The 18,126-nt window shown below is 35.1% G+C and carries 12 protein-coding genes, 1 pseudogene and 1 CRISPR repeat array (1 of these 14 running past the window's edge); of the genes and pseudogenes, 4 read left to right on the top strand and 9 right to left on the bottom strand.

Features of this window, described 5'->3' with window-relative positions; genetic code table 11:
* Nucleotides 1-3,332: a CRISPR direct-repeat array (repeat unit 28 nt; unit sequence GTTCACTGCCACATAGGCAGCTTAGAAA); it reaches 838 nt to the left of the window's first position.
* A gap of 1 nt (nucleotide 3,333) precedes the next feature.
* The 4 genes and pseudogenes from QE177_RS02930 to QE177_RS02915 form a co-directional block, all read right to left on the bottom strand.
* A complete protein-coding gene (locus QE177_RS02930; RefSeq protein WP_280551251.1) occupies nucleotides 3,334-3,483 on the bottom strand; it encodes a hypothetical protein in 150 nt (49 codons plus the stop codon).
* Between the two features lie 282 nt (nucleotides 3,484-3,765).
* Nucleotides 3,766-4,914, bottom strand: coding sequence for a hypothetical protein (locus QE177_RS02925; RefSeq protein ID WP_280551250.1), 1,149 nt, complete (start codon nucleotides 4,912-4,914; stop codon nucleotides 3,766-3,768).
* 383 nt (nucleotides 4,915-5,297) lie between these two features.
* Nucleotides 5,298-5,505: pseudogene (locus QE177_RS02920) on the bottom strand (IS6 family transposase); the annotation flags it as partial.
* 186 nt (nucleotides 5,506-5,691) lie between these two features.
* Nucleotides 5,692-6,945: a phosphatidylserine decarboxylase family protein gene (locus tag QE177_RS02915; RefSeq protein WP_280551249.1), complete on the bottom strand. Its 1,254-nt coding sequence runs from the start codon at nucleotides 6,943-6,945 to the stop codon at nucleotides 5,692-5,694.
* A gap of 1,584 nt (nucleotides 6,946-8,529) precedes the next feature.
* Between QE177_RS02915 and QE177_RS02910 the strand changes: the two genes are divergently transcribed.
* Nucleotides 8,530-9,249 carry a LuxR family transcriptional regulator gene (locus QE177_RS02910; protein WP_280551248.1) on the top strand — a complete coding sequence of 240 codons (720 nt, stop codon included), beginning with the start codon at nucleotides 8,530-8,532 and terminating at the stop codon, nucleotides 9,247-9,249.
* Between the two features lie 315 nt (nucleotides 9,250-9,564).
* Here QE177_RS02910 and QE177_RS02905 read toward each other — a convergent pair whose 3' ends face one another.
* Entirely contained in the window at nucleotides 9,565-9,840 is a 276-nt protein-coding gene (locus QE177_RS02905; protein WP_280551247.1) for a hypothetical protein, read from the bottom strand.
* 1,060 nt (nucleotides 9,841-10,900) lie between these two features.
* Between QE177_RS02905 and QE177_RS02900 the strand changes: the two genes are divergently transcribed.
* Nucleotides 10,901-11,644 (top strand): LuxR family transcriptional regulator, encoded by a 744-nt coding sequence (locus tag QE177_RS02900; protein WP_280551246.1) that lies wholly within the window; start codon nucleotides 10,901-10,903, stop codon nucleotides 11,642-11,644.
* Here QE177_RS02900 and QE177_RS02895 read toward each other — a convergent pair.
* The 3 genes from QE177_RS02895 to QE177_RS02885 all read right to left on the bottom strand — a co-directional run bounded on the left by QE177_RS02895 (nucleotide 11,633) and on the right by QE177_RS02885 (nucleotide 14,076).
* Entirely contained in the window at nucleotides 11,633-12,262 is a 630-nt protein-coding gene (locus QE177_RS02895; protein ID WP_280551245.1) for an acyl-homoserine-lactone synthase, read from the bottom strand. The two genes, QE177_RS02900 and QE177_RS02895, sit on opposite strands and share 12 nt — an antisense overlap.
* A 611-nt stretch (nucleotides 12,263-12,873) precedes the next feature.
* A complete protein-coding gene (locus tag QE177_RS02890) occupies nucleotides 12,874-13,164 on the bottom strand; it encodes a hypothetical protein (protein WP_280551244.1) in 291 nt (96 codons plus the stop codon).
* A 426-nt stretch (nucleotides 13,165-13,590) separates the two neighbouring features.
* The gene (locus QE177_RS02885; RefSeq protein ID WP_280551243.1) at nucleotides 13,591-14,076 is read right to left on the bottom strand and encodes a VOC family protein; all 486 of its coding nucleotides are present in this window, start codon (nucleotides 14,074-14,076) and stop codon (nucleotides 13,591-13,593) included.
* Nucleotides 14,077-14,430: 354 nt separating this feature from the next.
* Here QE177_RS02885 and QE177_RS02880 point away from each other — a divergent pair, with 354 nt between their 5' ends.
* The gene (locus QE177_RS02880; RefSeq protein ID WP_280551242.1) at nucleotides 14,431-15,366 is read left to right on the top strand and encodes a magnesium transporter CorA family protein; all 936 of its coding nucleotides are present in this window, start codon (nucleotides 14,431-14,433) and stop codon (nucleotides 15,364-15,366) included.
* A gap of 220 nt (nucleotides 15,367-15,586) precedes the next feature.
* Here the strand turns inward: QE177_RS02880 and QE177_RS02875 are convergent, their stop codons facing one another.
* Nucleotides 15,587-16,618 (bottom strand): hypothetical protein, encoded by a 1,032-nt coding sequence (locus QE177_RS02875; RefSeq protein WP_280551241.1) that lies wholly within the window; start codon nucleotides 16,616-16,618, stop codon nucleotides 15,587-15,589.
* A gap of 523 nt (nucleotides 16,619-17,141) precedes the next feature.
* Here QE177_RS02875 and QE177_RS02870 point away from each other — a divergent pair.
* Nucleotides 17,142-17,954: a hypothetical protein gene (locus QE177_RS02870; protein WP_280551240.1), complete on the top strand. Its 813-nt coding sequence runs from the start codon at nucleotides 17,142-17,144 to the stop codon at nucleotides 17,952-17,954.
* The last annotated feature ends 172 nt before the right edge of the window (nucleotides 17,955-18,126 follow it).

The raw sequence follows: 18,126 nt of genomic DNA, 5'->3' as shown, positions 1-18,126 counted from the left end.
GCGTTCACTGCCACATAGGCAGCTTAGAAAATTGTGATCAGGCCAAAGTCCAAGTTTAAAATGTTCACTGCCACATAGGCAGCTTAGAAAGTTAAGTTGGGCTTATTTGTACCCGAACAGCCGTTCACTGCCACATAGGCAGCTTAGAAAACTGACGAGCATATTCTAACTTACAACCGATAGTTCACTGCCACATAGGCAGCTTAGAAAGTGTTTTGAGAGTTTTTCTGTTTGTAAGAGTTGTTCACTGCCACATAGGCAGCTTAGAAAAAGGTGAGACAACGCAGGCCAGTAAAAATCAAGTTCACTGCCACATAGGCAGCTTAGAAATAAATCCACCACGCATCACATATTTTCGAGAGGTTCACTGCCACATAGGCAGCTTAGAAAAAAAGAAGATGACGTAATAAATAGTCTAAAAAGTTCACTGCCACATAGGCAGCTTAGAAACGTTGATGCTTCAGATTTCGTATGGGATACAAGTTCACTGCCACATAGGCAGCTTAGAAATATGGCTGATGCACCATAACATCGAGCTGTAAGTTCACTGCCACATAGGCAGCTTAGAAATTGGCCACAGAAGGGACCCGCTGTCGATATTCGTTCACTGCCACATAGGCAGCTTAGAAACGTTAATTCCGTTCCAGGTCTCGTTGATCATTGTTCACTGCCACATAGGCAGCTTAGAAATTTAAACTTAAGACCGCACTTTTTGCGAGGTTGTTCACTGCCACATAGGCAGCTTAGAAATAGCACACTTATATCAAGTAGGCGTGTGCTAGGTTCACTGCCACATAGGCAGCTTAGAAAGGCCAAAGTCCAAGTTTAAAATTATTCGCTACGTTCACTGCCACATAGGCAGCTTAGAAATCGTCGGAAGTTGCGTTATATTATGTGTGGAGGTTCACTGCCACATAGGCAGCTTAGAAAAAACATCCAAAGAAGTTGACGAATGAGAATTCGTTCACTGCCACATAGGCAGCTTAGAAAAATCCGCTGCTAATGCTTTATTTTTTGGATCTGTTCACTGCCACATAGGCAGCTTAGAAAAGTGGGCTAGTTCGTGTCCCTGGGAATCATAAGTTCACTGCCACATAGGCAGCTTAGAAAGTTTTTTTGTCTAAACGACGAAGTTGCTTTTAGTTCACTGCCACATAGGCAGCTTAGAAAAAGTTCCTTCCGCTGATATTCAGCGTTCACAAGTTCACTGCCACATAGGCAGCTTAGAAAAGCATTGATAGCAGCAGGGATCCAAGACATAAGTTCACTGCCACATAGGCAGCTTAGAAAAGAGTATCTTGGTGGTTCTCATACTCGTATTAGTTCACTGCCACATAGGCAGCTTAGAAAGACCGGAGATGGTCCCGATTCTTATAGTATTTCGTTCACTGCCACATAGGCAGCTTAGAAATTTCCGTGCGTACAGAATGATCTGGAATGAGTGTTCACTGCCACATAGGCAGCTTAGAAAAAATTTCATCTCACCGTGCGCAGAACCGACATGTTCACTGCCACATAGGCAGCTTAGAAATAAATGACTAAAAGCTGACCAATAAAAATCCAGTTCACTGCCACATAGGCAGCTTAGAAACGCAGGGTAACTTAGCTGCTTTTGGTCTTGTTGTTCACTGCCACATAGGCAGCTTAGAAAATACTCCCCACACGCAAAAAACCGAATTTCATGTTCACTGCCACATAGGCAGCTTAGAAATAACTTCTCGCCATATTCGCCGCACGCGAAAAGTTCACTGCCACATAGGCAGCTTAGAAATTGCTGAACCGCATTATAAATATCAGCTTTAGGTTCACTGCCACATAGGCAGCTTAGAAATGGAGATTCTACGGACTTTTTAGTTCCTCAATGTTCACTGCCACATAGGCAGCTTAGAAATAACTTCTGCATCACCCCACTAATAACAGAACGTTCACTGCCACATAGGCAGCTTAGAAAAATACCGCCAGCCTGCGTACTCATACGCATATGTTCACTGCCACATAGGCAGCTTAGAAAAAACTTCATTTCGCGCTCAACAACATGAACAGGTTCACTGCCACATAGGCAGCTTAGAAAAACAACGCCCTGGCCGAAATCGTATTGCGGAAGTTCACTGCCACATAGGCAGCTTAGAAAATTCGGCGGCAATGGCTTTATTTTCTGGATCTGTTCACTGCCACATAGGCAGCTTAGAAATAGCATATTCTAATTTACAACCGATACATTTCGTTCACTGCCACATAGGCAGCTTAGAAAAGCGAGGCTGCTTTGGGACAATTGGCAGCGCTGTTCACTGCCACATAGGCAGCTTAGAAAATATTTATCCCAAAACCTCGCACGAGAGTAACGTTCACTGCCACATAGGCAGCTTAGAAAGACAACGCCCTGGCCGAAATCGTATTGCGGAAGTTCACTGCCACATAGGCAGCTTAGAAACTTGGATGAATTTAACTCTGTTGCATCTGACAGTTCACTGCCACATAGGCAGCTTAGAAAAATTGCTTATTTTAACTCGTCCACTTTCTCCTGTTCACTGCCACATAGGCAGCTTAGAAAGTTCTAAAACTCTTGAGTCTCTTTGGACTTACGTTCACTGCCACATAGGCAGCTTAGAAATAGCACAGGCAGTAAAAAGACTGCTATACACGGTTCACTGCCACATAGGCAGCTTAGAAAATAAAGTCGCGTGCCCCATTTTTCGGGGGATTGTTCACTGCCACATAGGCAGCTTAGAAAGTTGCATCTGACATGAATTGATTTATCGCTAGGTTCACTGCCACATAGGCAGCTTAGAAAATACTTATCCCAAAACTTTGCCCGCGAAAAATGTTCACTGCCACATAGGCAGCTTAGAAATTTTGAACTTATTGATTACGTTTTTTTAATATGTTCACTGCCACATAGGCAGCTTAGAAAAAAAACAATACAATGCCCAACATACCTCTGCAGTTCACTGCCACATAGGCAGCTTAGAAAATAACGAAAACGTTCTGGTTGAATCCTCTCGTGTTCACTGCCACATAGGCAGCTTAGAAATTTCTGAGGCCAGGGTAAACAAGATGTAAAATGTTCACTGCCACATAGGCAGCTTAGAAAAGTAAACGCATTAAAATAACTAGCAATTTCAAGTTCACTGCCACATAGGCAGCTTAGAAAAATTAGTTGCGATTGAGAACGCTCCTGTATTGAGTTCACTGCCACATAGGCAGCTTAGAAATGTCAATAAAACACCGATCATGGCATGGAGAGGTTCACTGCCACGTAGGCAGCTTAGAAATGAAGAGATTAAAGCACTCTGTGATTTAAACAGTTTACTGCCACGCAGGCAGCTTAAAAATTTACGATTGTAGTGATTTTTCATCCAGCTCTTTTTCTTTCAGATCGATAACTGAGTTAGTTGGTGAATCACTATTTCTATTTCGACTAAGGGTAGTGGTTGGAATGCTTGCGATCATTGTAAGGGATTGTTTGATATTGCCGGCAATCATAGCTTCAATCGTCGCTTATAATGCTGGGGTTTGTCTAACAATCTCACGTATGACAACAGTATCAGAGGCACTGCGTTTGAGGGTTAATTTAAATGGCACGTCACTTTCAAAAGATTTAAGTTGTTGTCAGTCACCGGAAAGAACAATACGTCCGCCTTGTCCGGTAATATTATTTAATAGGATGGCGTAGGTTTTGTTGCCGATCATTCAGTTTTTATCAATGATAAACAGGCTATTTATCAACTAAGATATAGATTTTCATCTTAAAAATATATTTTAAATTTATTTTTTTGCCGTTTGGGTCGATAGAAGTGTATAACCTGCTGTCCAGCGAACATCAGTATTATTGTATTTTTTTACTCCTTGTAATGTACCATTATCCAGTTTTAAATAGTCGTAAAGTAGGTTATATACAAATGTTCCATTAGAGCATTTAAATTGCGGCTCATGATAGTCTTTTCTGGAATCTCGCTCTAGCAAAATTTTAATGTCATCATAACTTTTGCAATTATCAATCAAGCTTTTTTTCAATTTTTCTTTTCCCGGTTTTTGATTATCGAAAAAGTCTAACGTGTAATTAAGTGCACTTAGTCCAATAAAGTTGGTCTTTTTCAATGCAGAAATTTCAGCCGTTTGTTTCAGTTTGCTATAGGCAATATTATCATTGTGGATCACTTTGTCATAAGCTTGATCACATGAATTAAAATTAAAGCCTAAAGATTTTTCATAACCCAAGGGGTAACAGGTTTGCTGTAGATTAATTTTATTCATTGCTGAACGTACTGAATTAGCGCCAAAACCTAGCAGACTCTCACTCCATAAATAGTAAATTTTACCTTTAAGTTTAATAGGATGTGTGCCAGCTAGTCTCGAGTCTTTAGTGTCAAAAGTAATTTGAGTAGATGCACCTCCCATTTCAATAATACCTAGTGTGTTATCCGTTCCCAGTTTCTCCGCAAGCTGATTAATATGCACCCAAGCGAAGACCCCCTCTTCCCAGCCAGTAATCGTACGAATTTGCCCCGGCTTATAGCCTGCCTGAATAATACTCTGCCGCACATTGTTATAAATTGCACTTTGTTGCTCATCGGTAAGTTTTCGCATTCCAGCGGTACCCAATACATTGACTTCTATATTATTATCCTCGTTAGAAATTTTACTTCTCAGCTCTTTAATTAACGGTAGGATCACTTCATTACCGGTACTATCGACATTGGAAATAAAACTTGATAGCGCCTTGCTATCTTTAGATACAGCAATTTGCGTAACTTTATCTACTGATGACTGATATAAATAGGCGCGGGTTTTACTACTTCCCGCATCAAATACTATAGAGTACTCGCCTAGAGATTCAGATGCGTTAGTTAACTTGATAAATGCGAAAAATAAAAGAGAAAAACTATAACTTCCTAAGCTGTAGATTTTTTTCATTTTATATCCACTCCACTAGTTGATAGTTTAAAAGGCATATTGCAAATAGGATCCTGAGTGCAATACTGATATCTACTCCAGTTGGCTATAATCACATTTGATAATATTGTTACGACGTTTTATCTGTCTTTGTTCAACGCTAGGCAGGTATCTTCCTTTATTTAACATGGTAAAAATTTATCGAGAAAGCAATACACAAAAATACTAATATTAATATTGATGGTATTCCGAGAACCTACGGCACTGTTGCAAAAATCTAACAATAGTAGACTGTCTGTTATTTTGGCACTGTTGCAAAAATCTAACAATGGTAGAATGGCTGTTATTTTGGCACTGTTACAAACATGAGTATGGCGGAGCTTTTGCACAATAACAGAGGATAAGATTTCAAAAACGGTGTTCACCAACCTTACCTCATCCAGGGGATGGCCATAGTAGCTCTGTCTGACCTTTACATAGCGCCCGCATCACTTCAATCTCTTTATCATAGCGTAAGCGTTTTTCATCGATTTGCCCCCCTAAAGTAGCATTGATTATCCGTTTTAACATACCATGATCACATTCGAGGGCATTGTTTCGCTATTTTATCTGGCAGGCATGGCAGATTGTGTAACTTATAAAAGTAGGCTCAAGTGTAATTAAATAAATTTCAAGAGGAAGTGATTTTTTTTGAGGCTCACTTTCTCTTGCGCTTTTAGCATAAACCAATAAGTTTTTCAGCTTTCTGAGGCAACTCCTAATAAGCCAACATATAATTGACTCATTAAGTTAAGTTTTTTATTTAACAGTGGCAATACGGGAATTGATAGGAATGTTATGGCTATCTAAACCAGGTGTTTGACCATGTAAATCAAATTCTAATGAAACTTCTGGACGAAAGATTAAGCAATGAGTAGAACCACCAAAATGGAACATCCCAATTTCTTGACCTTTTGTTATATGTTGACCTTCATAAACTATAATTTCGCAGGTTGATACTTCAGCCATACCTACCGCCATAAAACACATAAGACCAATTGTTGGTTCATCAGCTTCAATAAATATCAGCGCTCTGGTAGCAACTTCATTGATATATCCTTGCGATTTATTAGGCGCTTCTGGATCGAATCCCATACTAAGAGCTTGAGAATAATAGCTACCATTAATTAACTTAGTTTTTACCACTGTGCCTGAAACGGGTGCATGCCATCGATGATAACTAAGAGCACTAAGAAATGCTTGATAAATAGTTCCGCCAACAAATTTATCTACTAATGGATCGTTATCCAACATATATTGCAGTGCATAATTTTGGGCTTTAATCCAAAAATTATCTCTTAATTTTACATCACGAGCTAATCGGTAAGGGGATGATTCACAAGCATTGATTATCACACGGCTATTATCAGGCTCAGCGACTGGGCGAACGCCTTGGCGAAACTCTCTAGTAAAAAAATCATCCCATGATTTAAAACCATAGTGAATAGCTGTGGGATCACATTTAAAATCACTAACAAAAGTCGGCATTGCTTTTTTAGCATCTTCACCGAACCACCCATGTTTAGGATCCTCATTCAATACATAGGTGCTTTCAGGTGATTTTAAAAACATAGCCCATTCATTCAGCATCGCTTTTAAATGAACATTAACTTCATCATCTAAAAATGCACTCCATCCTGAATTTGTCGCCATTGACCAATCTAAAATAGCATTAAAAGGGAAACCGACTAGTCCTGTTTCATCAAAATCTGGTGCATGCGTCATTATCACGTTGAATAATTCTAACATATGTTGATAGTCACGAACTTGAGGTAATCCAGCAGGTGGATCTTTTTTATCTGCATTATCAAACATTTGATTAAAAAACATATAGGCTTTTGGATTTGATTCAATGAAATCTTTTAAATTCTGAATAGACGGTAACAGTGGAGCATGACTAATTTCTGCTTTATCTATAATCTTACGCATCCAATTTGCTAATGTAGTCTGATCTGATGGCATCCAGTTGCCAATTAAATAGGTTTTATTTCTTGGTTTATCAATTATTGCCATGGTGATATCTCTTTTATTAGTTTAAGTTTACAAATCAACTTAAGCTAATGAGGAATGAGTTTAAAATTAAAATGTTTTAATTATCATTAAAATATATTGCTAAACAAACCGTTAAAAGTTTGCTCAGTACAACAAAATAAGGATATTTTGCAAAAAAAATTTAATGGCAAGTAGGTGGTTGGTGGTGAAATGACACTTTAAAGGACATAAAAAGATTATTTCTTAAAATCAGCGCCTATTTAACATAATTGCTCCGCCTTAAGTGCGCGAGTTTTTTGGTCACACTAGGTAAAAAAGGCAAATCACGACAGTAGGTTATTTTACCAATCCTGAATGTAAATACCGCTTCAAAGTTCCCGAGATTGACTGTTTACTATGTGCCAAAAGCAAAAGCGGCGACCAATGTTACGCAGCATTGATCTGTGGGTATTCGTAGACTAACCACACTAGAGCAGAACCTTAGGGCCTCTGATGACTCTATAAACCCATATCATTCAGTAGAACTGTATGATGACAATTAGGAGCAATAGTCTTTAGCTGAAATAAACAATTGACGTGACCATGGATGTAAACAGCCAAACGCTGCATAGCATATTACAGTATGGCGGTTCGGGAATTTCGGTGTTTACTCTGCAAAATTGTGCATCCCCCGCCCTAACTGCTTTTTTGTCTTTACCTGTAATAACATAGAACATACCTGTACTGCGTGACGGCAAAACTTACACCATCTATGAAATAAGGCCGCATAAGTTAGGTGTCTCAGCTGATTACATCACTATGGGTAAAGCATCCCTATTTTGATAAATTTAAGCTTGATCAGACGGAAATATCAGCCTGTTTTAATGGACACATAGGTGTTGATGCCTTAACGGTGATTGTTTACAGCGGAACATCAGCACTGAAAAAATCAGTGAGCCATTCAGTTTTGATTCTGCCAATTATATTTTCTCTAGCAATATCCACATTAATACTCATAAAGAAACAGCTGTCGAGAGACATTCCAATATTGAGCACACGCAGTTCACTGCCGCATAGGCAGCTTAGAAAATCTGGTCAGGTCAATTATTTCATCGTTGGCGGCTCACTGCCAAATAGGTAGCTTAAAAAAGTTAAAGACGATACATTTGTGTCAACTTTCGCTTTACTACACCTAGGCAGCTTAGAAAGTGTGTGCAAAGTCCGACAGTTCTATTGTCTCGTTCACTGCCTCACAAGTAGCTTAGAAGATATAAATTTGTATCATAATCTGACTGAAATAGTTCACAGCCACATAGGCAGTTTAGAAGTTTTGCGATAACATCAAGATATAAATTAACGGGTTTACTGCCCCATAGCCAGCTTACAAGTTGCAAGATTATTAACAAAAACAGAATATCGATGACATAGCCAAAAAGTAGCCAATGACAATCACTTAGCTAAACAACTGCAACAAATAGAACGGAATATACTAGGTGACATTATTGCAGAAAAAATCCTGTGTGATTAGCAATCAAATACTCTATCAGTCGAAGTCAACGATATCTAAAATCATTAAGGCAGTTTAGCAAAAACATATCACCATCACTTGCAATAGGAAAAAATTTAATGCCTAAAAATTTTTTTTCAAATACAGAAAAAAATAATTATATCAAGCAGCATCTGGATAAACAATTCGCTAAATATAACAAGGTAAACTATGTCTACGCTGTGATGAATAAGAAAAACACCGATGACATGATAATTATTAGTGATTTATCTGATGAGCTTGTTAATAATTATCTTAACCAAAAAACACAAAACATTGATCCTGTCGTTATCAAGGCATTAAATCAGCTTGCGCCTTTTTCATGGTATGAAAATAGTAAAATTAACTCCATTTGGCCAGTTAAAAGAATCTTTGAACTAATAAAAACGCTTAATATTAGCGGTTATGCTTTTGTTTTACATGATCACCTTAATAACTTAGCCCTGTTATCGCTATATATAGATAAATTTTTAATAAAAGATATTAATTTTTTTATTAATAATAATAAAGATGCGCTTCAGGGACTGTTAATTCATACTCATGAAATGTTGCTTTCACTCTATCAGAATGAAAATAAAACCGAGAAGATTATATTTTCACCCCGTGAATCAGAAGTACTTTACTGGTGCAGTATTGGAAAAACCTATTCAGAAATAGGCACCATACTTAATATAAGTACTTATACTGTAAAATTCCATATTGGAAATGTTGTAAAAAAGCTTGGCGTTATTAACGCAAAACATGCCATCAGCTTAAGTGTAAAACTTAATCTTATTTCTCCCCCGACAGGTAAAAAATAAGCTTTGTTCTGAGGATAGCGCACAACCGGATATAATTTAGGGCAGCCATCAATACTTATGGCAAAACCACCCCCATCGTCTTATTAGGGTTCGTGTGCTAAACCTGGTGCATTCAGCGTAACAGGGTAAGTTGGCTTTATCAAGGATTGTATTAAACTCGCTAAACAGATCATCGACTAAACCTCTACCTCGGCAAGAACGTTTTACTGCAAGAAGCGATATATAGTAATGATGAAAAGTTTGTGGATGATGTTGCTCAAGTCCGTTTATAAACGCTATGGCTTTTGCATAGTCTGATCCACATACTTTGCGTAGCTAACTATCAATTTTAGTCAGTTCTTCTTTGGGCATTGCCATCGATTCAGATCGGAAATAGACCAAAGCCCCAGCATCATTTTCTGTAAGCGGTATACCGCCATATTTGCTTGCAAGGTTAACGTAAATACGAAAAAAATTTCGTAATACATCAATAAGACTATCACGGTCACGACCTGGAAATATCAGCTTGTGTACCGGTTCTTCAGAAAATGCTGATGCTAGAATATTACTTACGTTTTCCAAATCAGCATTTTTTGCGTGTCTACATTTCATTGTTGTTCCTCATCATTAAATATAATAAAAAAGCAGTTTTAGCTTATTATTATTTAAATAATAATAATATTAAAAAAGCAGAAAGTTATATTAAAGGAATAGAAACATCAACATGTAACTTAATTTGTTACGATATTGAAATTGGATTAAATATATTTAACTTAAGCCAACAACAAATATTCACATAAATGATTTAGATGTCAAAAAAGCATTTTTCTATTAAGTTATTTTTGGCATAGATTATATTTCATTGGATGATATTTATTTTTATAAATAATTTAAAATACCGTCAAAATGACGGCGTATAATTTACATAATTAACATTAATGATCTAAAAAAATATTTTAATTTCTTCTTTTGTTGTTTCTCTTATTTCGTTCAGCATTTTTTTATATTCTAATTTTTCTTTTGCTACTAAATAAGGGCAAAAGATCGCATAGCTATTCCACTGCCCCATAGACAGCTTAGAAGAATTAGCGCAAACACAGCCGATAAATCATGTTGTTCTCTGTCACATAGGCAGCTTAGAAATTCAATCCTATTATTGACGATCTAAGTACCGAGCTGCAAATAACAAAATTTTGGCTAGCAAACCGCGGAAATACCGCCAAAATTATCAGATACGTTATCTATAAGTAATGGAACTTAACCTTGATACCGTTAATCAGGGCAAATATATCATCCAGTAGAAAGGTGATGGAAATCGCGAACCAAAAATCTATCCAACCGACCAACGACAATGTGTATTACTACAAACAAAGCCAGAGCAAACCACTGTGATTGAAATTCTTAGTAATTCAGATAACAACGGTGCAGGAAAAATATTTAATAAAATAACCTAGAGGAGCTGCAAGCAGAGCGTAAGGAATAATTCCTTTCAGATAAAAATAATTTATCAAAGAATAAGACCGATATTAATAAGGAGACTAAATAATTAGGCCATGATAAAATGAATATTTTGCATCATACGCCCCAAGAAAGAAAAAGAGTATAAGGGATTAAAAATGTATTAGAGTTATTATATGATATGTTTAATAACAATTTAATTCAGAGCAAAAAAATGGCTAAAGGTTTCTTTAAAAATAGTTTAATAAACGGAAAGATAAAAAATTTTTTAGATGAACAAATTATAAAGTATGGTGATATAAAATATGCCTACCTGGTGATGAATAAAATTAATCCCATGGATGTGATAATAATAAATAATCATACTGAATGGTTTGATCTATATATTAAAGGAAACTATCAACTTATTGACCCTGTAATTGTAAATGCCATGGAAAGGGTGGACGATTTTCACTGGGATGAAAAAATAATGATTTATTCAGAGATGAAACTACCTAAAATATTCAAACAATCAAAAAAATATAATATAAATAAAGGTCATACTTTCGTTCTGCATGATTATCTAACTAACCTAGCTGTATTATCTATTTTTGAAACAGGATTAGATGATAATAATAAATATATTATCAATAGCAATAGCAATAGCAATAGCAATAGCAATAAAGAAAAATTTCAACAATTATTGATCAAAACACATCAGAAACTTTTATCTCTTTATGATGAAATAGATAAAGACAGTAATCAGTACAAACCTTCAGGGCTTTCTCCTAGAGAAAATGAAATTTTGTACTGGGTCAGTATAGGCAGAACGTATCAAGACATTGCAAAAATGCTAGGGATTAAACAAGGCACCATAAAATTTCACATGGGTAATATTGTCAAAAAACTTGGGGTATCCAGCACCAAGCATGCTATAAAATTAGCCACTGAGTTAAAAATGATTCAATTACCATCTTGATAGAAAATTTAAAGGCCAGCGATCATTAACTTTATATTTAGATTTAACTTTCTTTTCTAATAAATAAGTATTTTTACCATCTATAGGCATAGTAATTAAATAGATAACTTCATTTTTTTCCGAAATACCTTTATTAATAATATCAACATTCCACCCTGCACGTCTGAAAATAATCAGCATCTGATAACTAATTATTGCACATAGGCCATCATAGTTATGATTCCTGACATAATAAATCATTGATAAAAAAAGCATTAAACTGATAGAATATTTATTTAACTCAAATTGTACAACTCTTTCTTTATCTACAAATAATCGACTAGCCTCAAAATAATTACCTTTAGGTAAATTTATTTGTTTAAAATATTTATAAAATGTTCCGGTTATCATATTATTATTTTTTATATCAATAAATCTTACACCACAAACAATCCGGTCTTGATATGAGCCTAAAAGATAATCAACATTTTTATTGTCATATTCATCAAATTCTTTGTTATTTTTACATATAACTGACCAGTTAAGCCTATCTTTAAATGATCTTTTTCTTAAAAAAAATAGATCATTTTTATTTTTTTCAGATAACTGAATATATTTTGCATTAAAAAAATTTAACATTTAAATCATCACAAATTGTATTATTTCAAAAGAGAATTATATTAACACACTACTCAATTTTATGATAAAAACCATTAATAAAAACCGACTGAATCCATAAATATTGATGCGGTGATTTAATAATCACTCAACTATTTTTTATACAAAAATAATAACAGCCAGAATTAAGTTAATAAGTAAAAAATGAAGATATATAATCGATAATTTAACGCATATTATCCAGTAAAAGTCTTTTGCAGATGTAAGCATCTAGGGTCATAGAGAAGACTCTTACTAAGTGATATGTTACTTGTTTATTTTTACATACAACTAGGTAACCGATATTACGTATACTGACAGTTCGACAAACCATTCGGCATCATCATAGCCATAGTGTGCACATTAATAAGCTGGATAATTATAATAACCGTATGGGTAGATGGGTTCAGCGCCCACCGCAACAATCACTTCTGCTGATGTTTGAGTAGAAAATAATAGCAAAATAAAATAAGCAACAATGCGATTTTTTTATCATGATTAGCTTCTCATTAAAAAAAGCAGCAGCAGATAACTTATATGTTATCCGCTCTATAATTAGATTTGGCTAATTTAGGGCGGAGAAAATCTAAAGGTTATTTTTTGAAAATTTCAACATCAATATTTTGATAGTTTGTTTCATTACCTGTCTTATCAATAATTAGGTAATAACAATTATCTGTTTTTACCCCGCCGAGATCCTGGCATTTTTTATCAACTGCGTGCAATAATTCTGCATGATTCCCAATAGGTAAACCTGATTGCTTAACGGATAGCTCACCGATCTTTGTATAGCTAGAAAACTCTTCAGCTGTGATCTCTTTTGCAGCAAAAGAACTGGCAGAAAACAAGATGGAAACAGCCAGTACTGATAGTATAAATTTCATTTTATCTTTCTATCCTTATCATGAAAATAATTAGCAATTTATTTAAATTATTTTGTTGTAACCATTAAAGGCTTAGCATAGGCTTATGGGAAGTGAATGTGTTTATGAGTAATTGGTGAGCTCCGTTTGAGAAACGGACAATATTATCTGCTATGCATATATTTCAATCAGATGCCAAATCTTTAGCTACGGCAAGCACTGATTTTACTTGTTGATTGAGCAAATTACGTGCAAATTCTGCAACCCTTGAAATCAGTGTCGTTAGCCCGCTAGATGCTTGAAAGTGGTATAAACAGACAATCAGTGATTAAATTTACCCAGTTACCCGTGCTGAAATAACCAATCGGTTCAAAGGCTAATGAATGAACGATCGTGGAGCGAAAGCATGGAATGAAACGACTAACCGCCACAATGTCTCGCTTAATATTATGTTTTACGCACAAATGGCCCTTTAGGCGCAATAATTTCTAAATTAGTACCGTCAGGATCACGGAAGTAGGCAACGCCTGTACCAAAGCCTGATTTTAATCCATCTTCTGGCATAAAAAATATGGGCTCTCCATCAGGCTCAATACCTATCGATTTCATTCGCTTAATCGCAGCATCTAGGTCATCAACTTCGAAACAAAGATGCATGGCGCTAATTTGGTTATTGGAATAAGAAGCTTGGGTCGGTTCAGGTACCACATATTCCAGAATATCGATATTCAAATTATCAAGTTGAAAATTAGCAAACTTAATTCGGATATTATCTAAACCTTGCGTCTGCGCCATTCTCTTGCCACTTATCTCATCAACGTTTACCGCTTTAGTACCGGTTAAAGTTTCATAGAAAGCAATAGATTTAGCCAAATTACTGACAGTAATGCCAACATGGTTAGCTCTAGAAAAGCCTGCTGTTAACTCTTTCATATCAACCCCATTAACTCGATTTTATTTATCGTCTTGCATTATAAGTGTCTATATTATTAGCTATTTTTGCTAGAGAGATTTTCTCGCCAACAATCGATAAGTTAATTCATTAAATCTACCTACTAGTACTAAGATTATAACTAATTTGTGATATTACTATTATTTTTTTATAACACCTTGGGAATAGCTTTTCAGCCATTAGATCTTTTGCAAAGATAATTGGCAACGCTTAGCCAGTGAGTACTGGGAAATAATATTGAGCAGACTCACCTGCAAAACACACATGGATAAACTCAATATTGTGAGTAATAATTACATAATAAAATATTAAGATATGAAAGTGATTAATTGTTTATGGCTAATTATCATTTGGATAATAAAAACCCTGATACGGCGAAGACATTATATTATAATGATGGCTATATTCATATTGCAAATCCAACCGAACAAGATATTGCATCGCTAGCAAAAAAAACCGCTATCTCGACACAAACTATAAACAAAGCATTAGCTAATAAAGAGAGAGCGAGAATTGATTTAAGGGGTAATTTTATTTTTGCTGTTATAAATTCGCCAATAAAAATCGGTGATAACGCATTCTCAATTAGCCCAATTTGTATTTTTTTAACTAAAAAAAATATGACTATTATTTCATATGATAAAGTGAATGCCTTGAAATTTATCGAGACTATTGACTGTGAAAATATGTCTGGCATAAATATATTGCTGGCTTTAATGTATGGCATTGCGAGTGAATTTAATATCATCACAAAATTAATTATCAGTAAATTTGAAAGGTTAGAAATTGAATTATTAACTAGCACGAAAAATGAAGATGTTATCAGCATAATGGATTTACAACGAAGTTTGGTCTTTTTTTCCATGTCATTACATTCCAATGATCTGGCTGTTATGCGAATTATTAAAATAAAAGACAGTGCTTATGATAAAATTTCTTATTTTGCTGAAATCGATGAGGAGTTATTAGATGATGTATACACTGAAAATAAGCAGTCAATTGAAGTGGTCGTAACCTACTCAAAAATAATTACCGATATGATGAATACGGTTGCTTCAATGGTAGCCAATAATCAAAATAAATTTCTTAAGTTTCTGGCAACCATTACCATACTATTAACTATACCGATGATCTTTGCTAGTTTTTGGGGAATGAATGTTAAAGTGCCTTTTGAAGGCGAAGTGATAGGCTTTATTATTGTATTAAGCGTTTCTCTACTAACAACATTGTTAGCAATCATCTATTTATGGATCAAAAAAATACTTGTCTAAGTTTAATCCTCTTTTTATTACACCCAAAAAACACCTTAGTTATCCTCAATGAAAATGCGCATTCACCAAGGTAATGTTTAGCAAACCCAGCTATTTCAATTTCATCTCACTCTTTTTTGAACAAAATTCATATCTATAGCCAGCATGGAATTATTTAACTTATTAGCTAAGTAAAATAAACTTTAATAACACAACTTTATTCAGATCTGCTCTTACGACTCTACCAAACCACAGATAGAATACCATCCGCGAAATTAATTTTTGCTATTTCTCTGCCACCACTTTCGTTATTGAAAATTAAACATAGCGGTTTTTCTGCCATTTTATTTTTAAAGAAAATTATTTGTTCTGAATTTTCAAATAGATAGTTATTGATATCAACTTTTGAACAGTTTTCGAATCCACTGGCGAGATCAATATATCCAGCAGTGATTGATTGGCGATAATCCGCGTTAGGTAAGAACAAGATTTCACTTAATTTCTTATCATAATGAACCTGGGGGTTATTCAAATGATTTGCATCGGCCAATCTTCCTTTTTCAATATGTTTCTTGACAGCTTCAATATCCTCTTGCGGTTTACTTCTCGGGATCAACACTCCTTTTTCATTAACTTGGTAATGCTTATCTCTAAACATATCTGATTCTGTAATACCGCTGCTATAGGCTTTACCTTCAATGATTTCAATTTTATCATGCAAACGATTAATTGTGTTATGTTGACTTGGAAAGGCATTCTGTATAGTGATTGAGTTTGGATCAATAATAAAACCGAAAGAAAAATCCACTTTTCTTGAGTTAATGTACTGATTCGTATCCTCTATCTCTTGTTCTAATTCAACCATTCGATCACAATCTTCGCAGTTTTGTAGCTCAGTCTTTAAATCTGATAGATAGTTTTTTATGTTAGGATTATTGATATTTGAATATTCAGTAGCAAACATTTTGTCTTTACAGCGACTAAATAAGACTGCACCAGAAAAATTTACTGCCCCACTTGCCTGTTTGCCTTGGAAACCAGCCTTCCTTAACCGGCAATCGCTTTCAATTTTGTCAAATTGAAAATCGGCTATATTGCTGATCTTTCCGGCAAGGGATACAACTAGTATTGATTGATTATATTTATTAAATCTTTCAATTATTTTATCAAGTTCATCTACTGATCTATCCGTTAGTTGAGCCGCCTGATTAATTACAGTAAAATCATTGATTGATACGCCACCGACCGTTTCTAAAACTCCATAGCTGGCCATAAAATTGTTCCTTTACTTCTTCACCATCGATAACTAACTTATTTGCCGTTGAGTAAAAAGCATTAACAGTCTCGTTAAGTTATGCTTTAGCAGAATTTATCATCGGTTAATATTTATTTAATAACCAATAGCATTACATATCTTGTCGTAATGTTTTTTAAAAAAAATATTTATTTTTTTTAATTTTGGTCAATAACGGAATAAAAAATACTATTTAATGCGGTTTTTATTTTTTATCTTATTTAATTGATATTTTTATAACAAAATTAGATTAATTAACTGTTATATATTAATCGCTAATTATTTTTAGTATTAAATAGTATAAAAGCCGCATTGTCGATAACGGCAAACAATAAAAGATTTTCATAATAATAAGGTTTAATCCTGATAGTCATAAATAAGTTTTATTGGGAAAATTATTGTAGAAGCGCAAACTTATCGCGGCTATGAGATAAATTACTGATGCTTTGAAATAGCGTTAAGATGAAATACTTATCCTATTACTTATTAAGGAGTTAAAATTATGACCATAATCTCAAACACTCATCCCAATCTATCTAGTGATTGGGATAATATTTCTGTTGCTGAACCCAGCATGCCAACTGAGTTTAGACACCCACCTTCACCAGAAAAGTCCGGTTTTTGTTCCTGGATGCGTAATTTTTTCAATTATTTAACCGGAACTTTCGGTGAGAAACTAACACCCTCAAAATTAAATTCTGCTTTGGATGATATCTTTAGCAAAAGCAATCAATGGCAACATGAAGCACCTTTTTATAATGGCGGTGTAGCGCAAACGGGTTATCGCAGCAAGCAAATAGACAACACGACTTATATTGTCTCTTCTGCCTGCCATGATTTAACCAATGCAAGCGAAACAAAAAGTCAACTATCCGGTGGCCGTTCTGCTGCCCAGACGCTGCATGAAATCAAAAATGCTTATCCCCACCAGCAAGTAAAAGCCTTAATTCCAATTGCGCAAAGCAATCAATTTGGCTTGAGTACTCGCGGTCATTTTGTGTTACTCGAAGTGGATATGAATGCCGGTAAAATCCAATCAGCCAAAATCCATGATTCTAAAGGCGGTTTACTTGATACTTTTTACAGTGGCGCGGCGCATTTAACTGAACAGTTACAAGCAGCTGAAGGACTAGATTTAGCTGAAGATTTTGTTATCACTACCGAATATCATGGCGATCAATCTTTGTTAAATGGTAATGATTGCGGACGCTTTAGCGCTTATTATGCCGACAAAATTATTCATAACAATTTATCGCAGGCAAATGCTGTAGATGCCCGCGCTTTCTTTGAAGAGAAATTCAAAAAAACATCCTAAAATTAACCGGTTTTGTCGCATTAATAGCAATTAAATTTGCTCAATAACAAAATAAGCTGCTCTGGTAGTTAAAGATAAAAATGTAATAATGATTAATGCGACAAACCAATAAATTTTAATAATAGCGAAATAGTATTTATAGCAAATAACGGTTAATACTATTAATTAAAAA

Origin of the sequence: Arsenophonus sp. aPb, assembly GCF_029873475.1 — a bacterium.
Lineage (GTDB): Bacteria > Pseudomonadota > Gammaproteobacteria > Enterobacterales > Enterobacteriaceae > Arsenophonus.
Note: the sequence above shows the minus strand (reverse complement) of the source record. Positions and strands in the feature narration are given on the sequence as shown.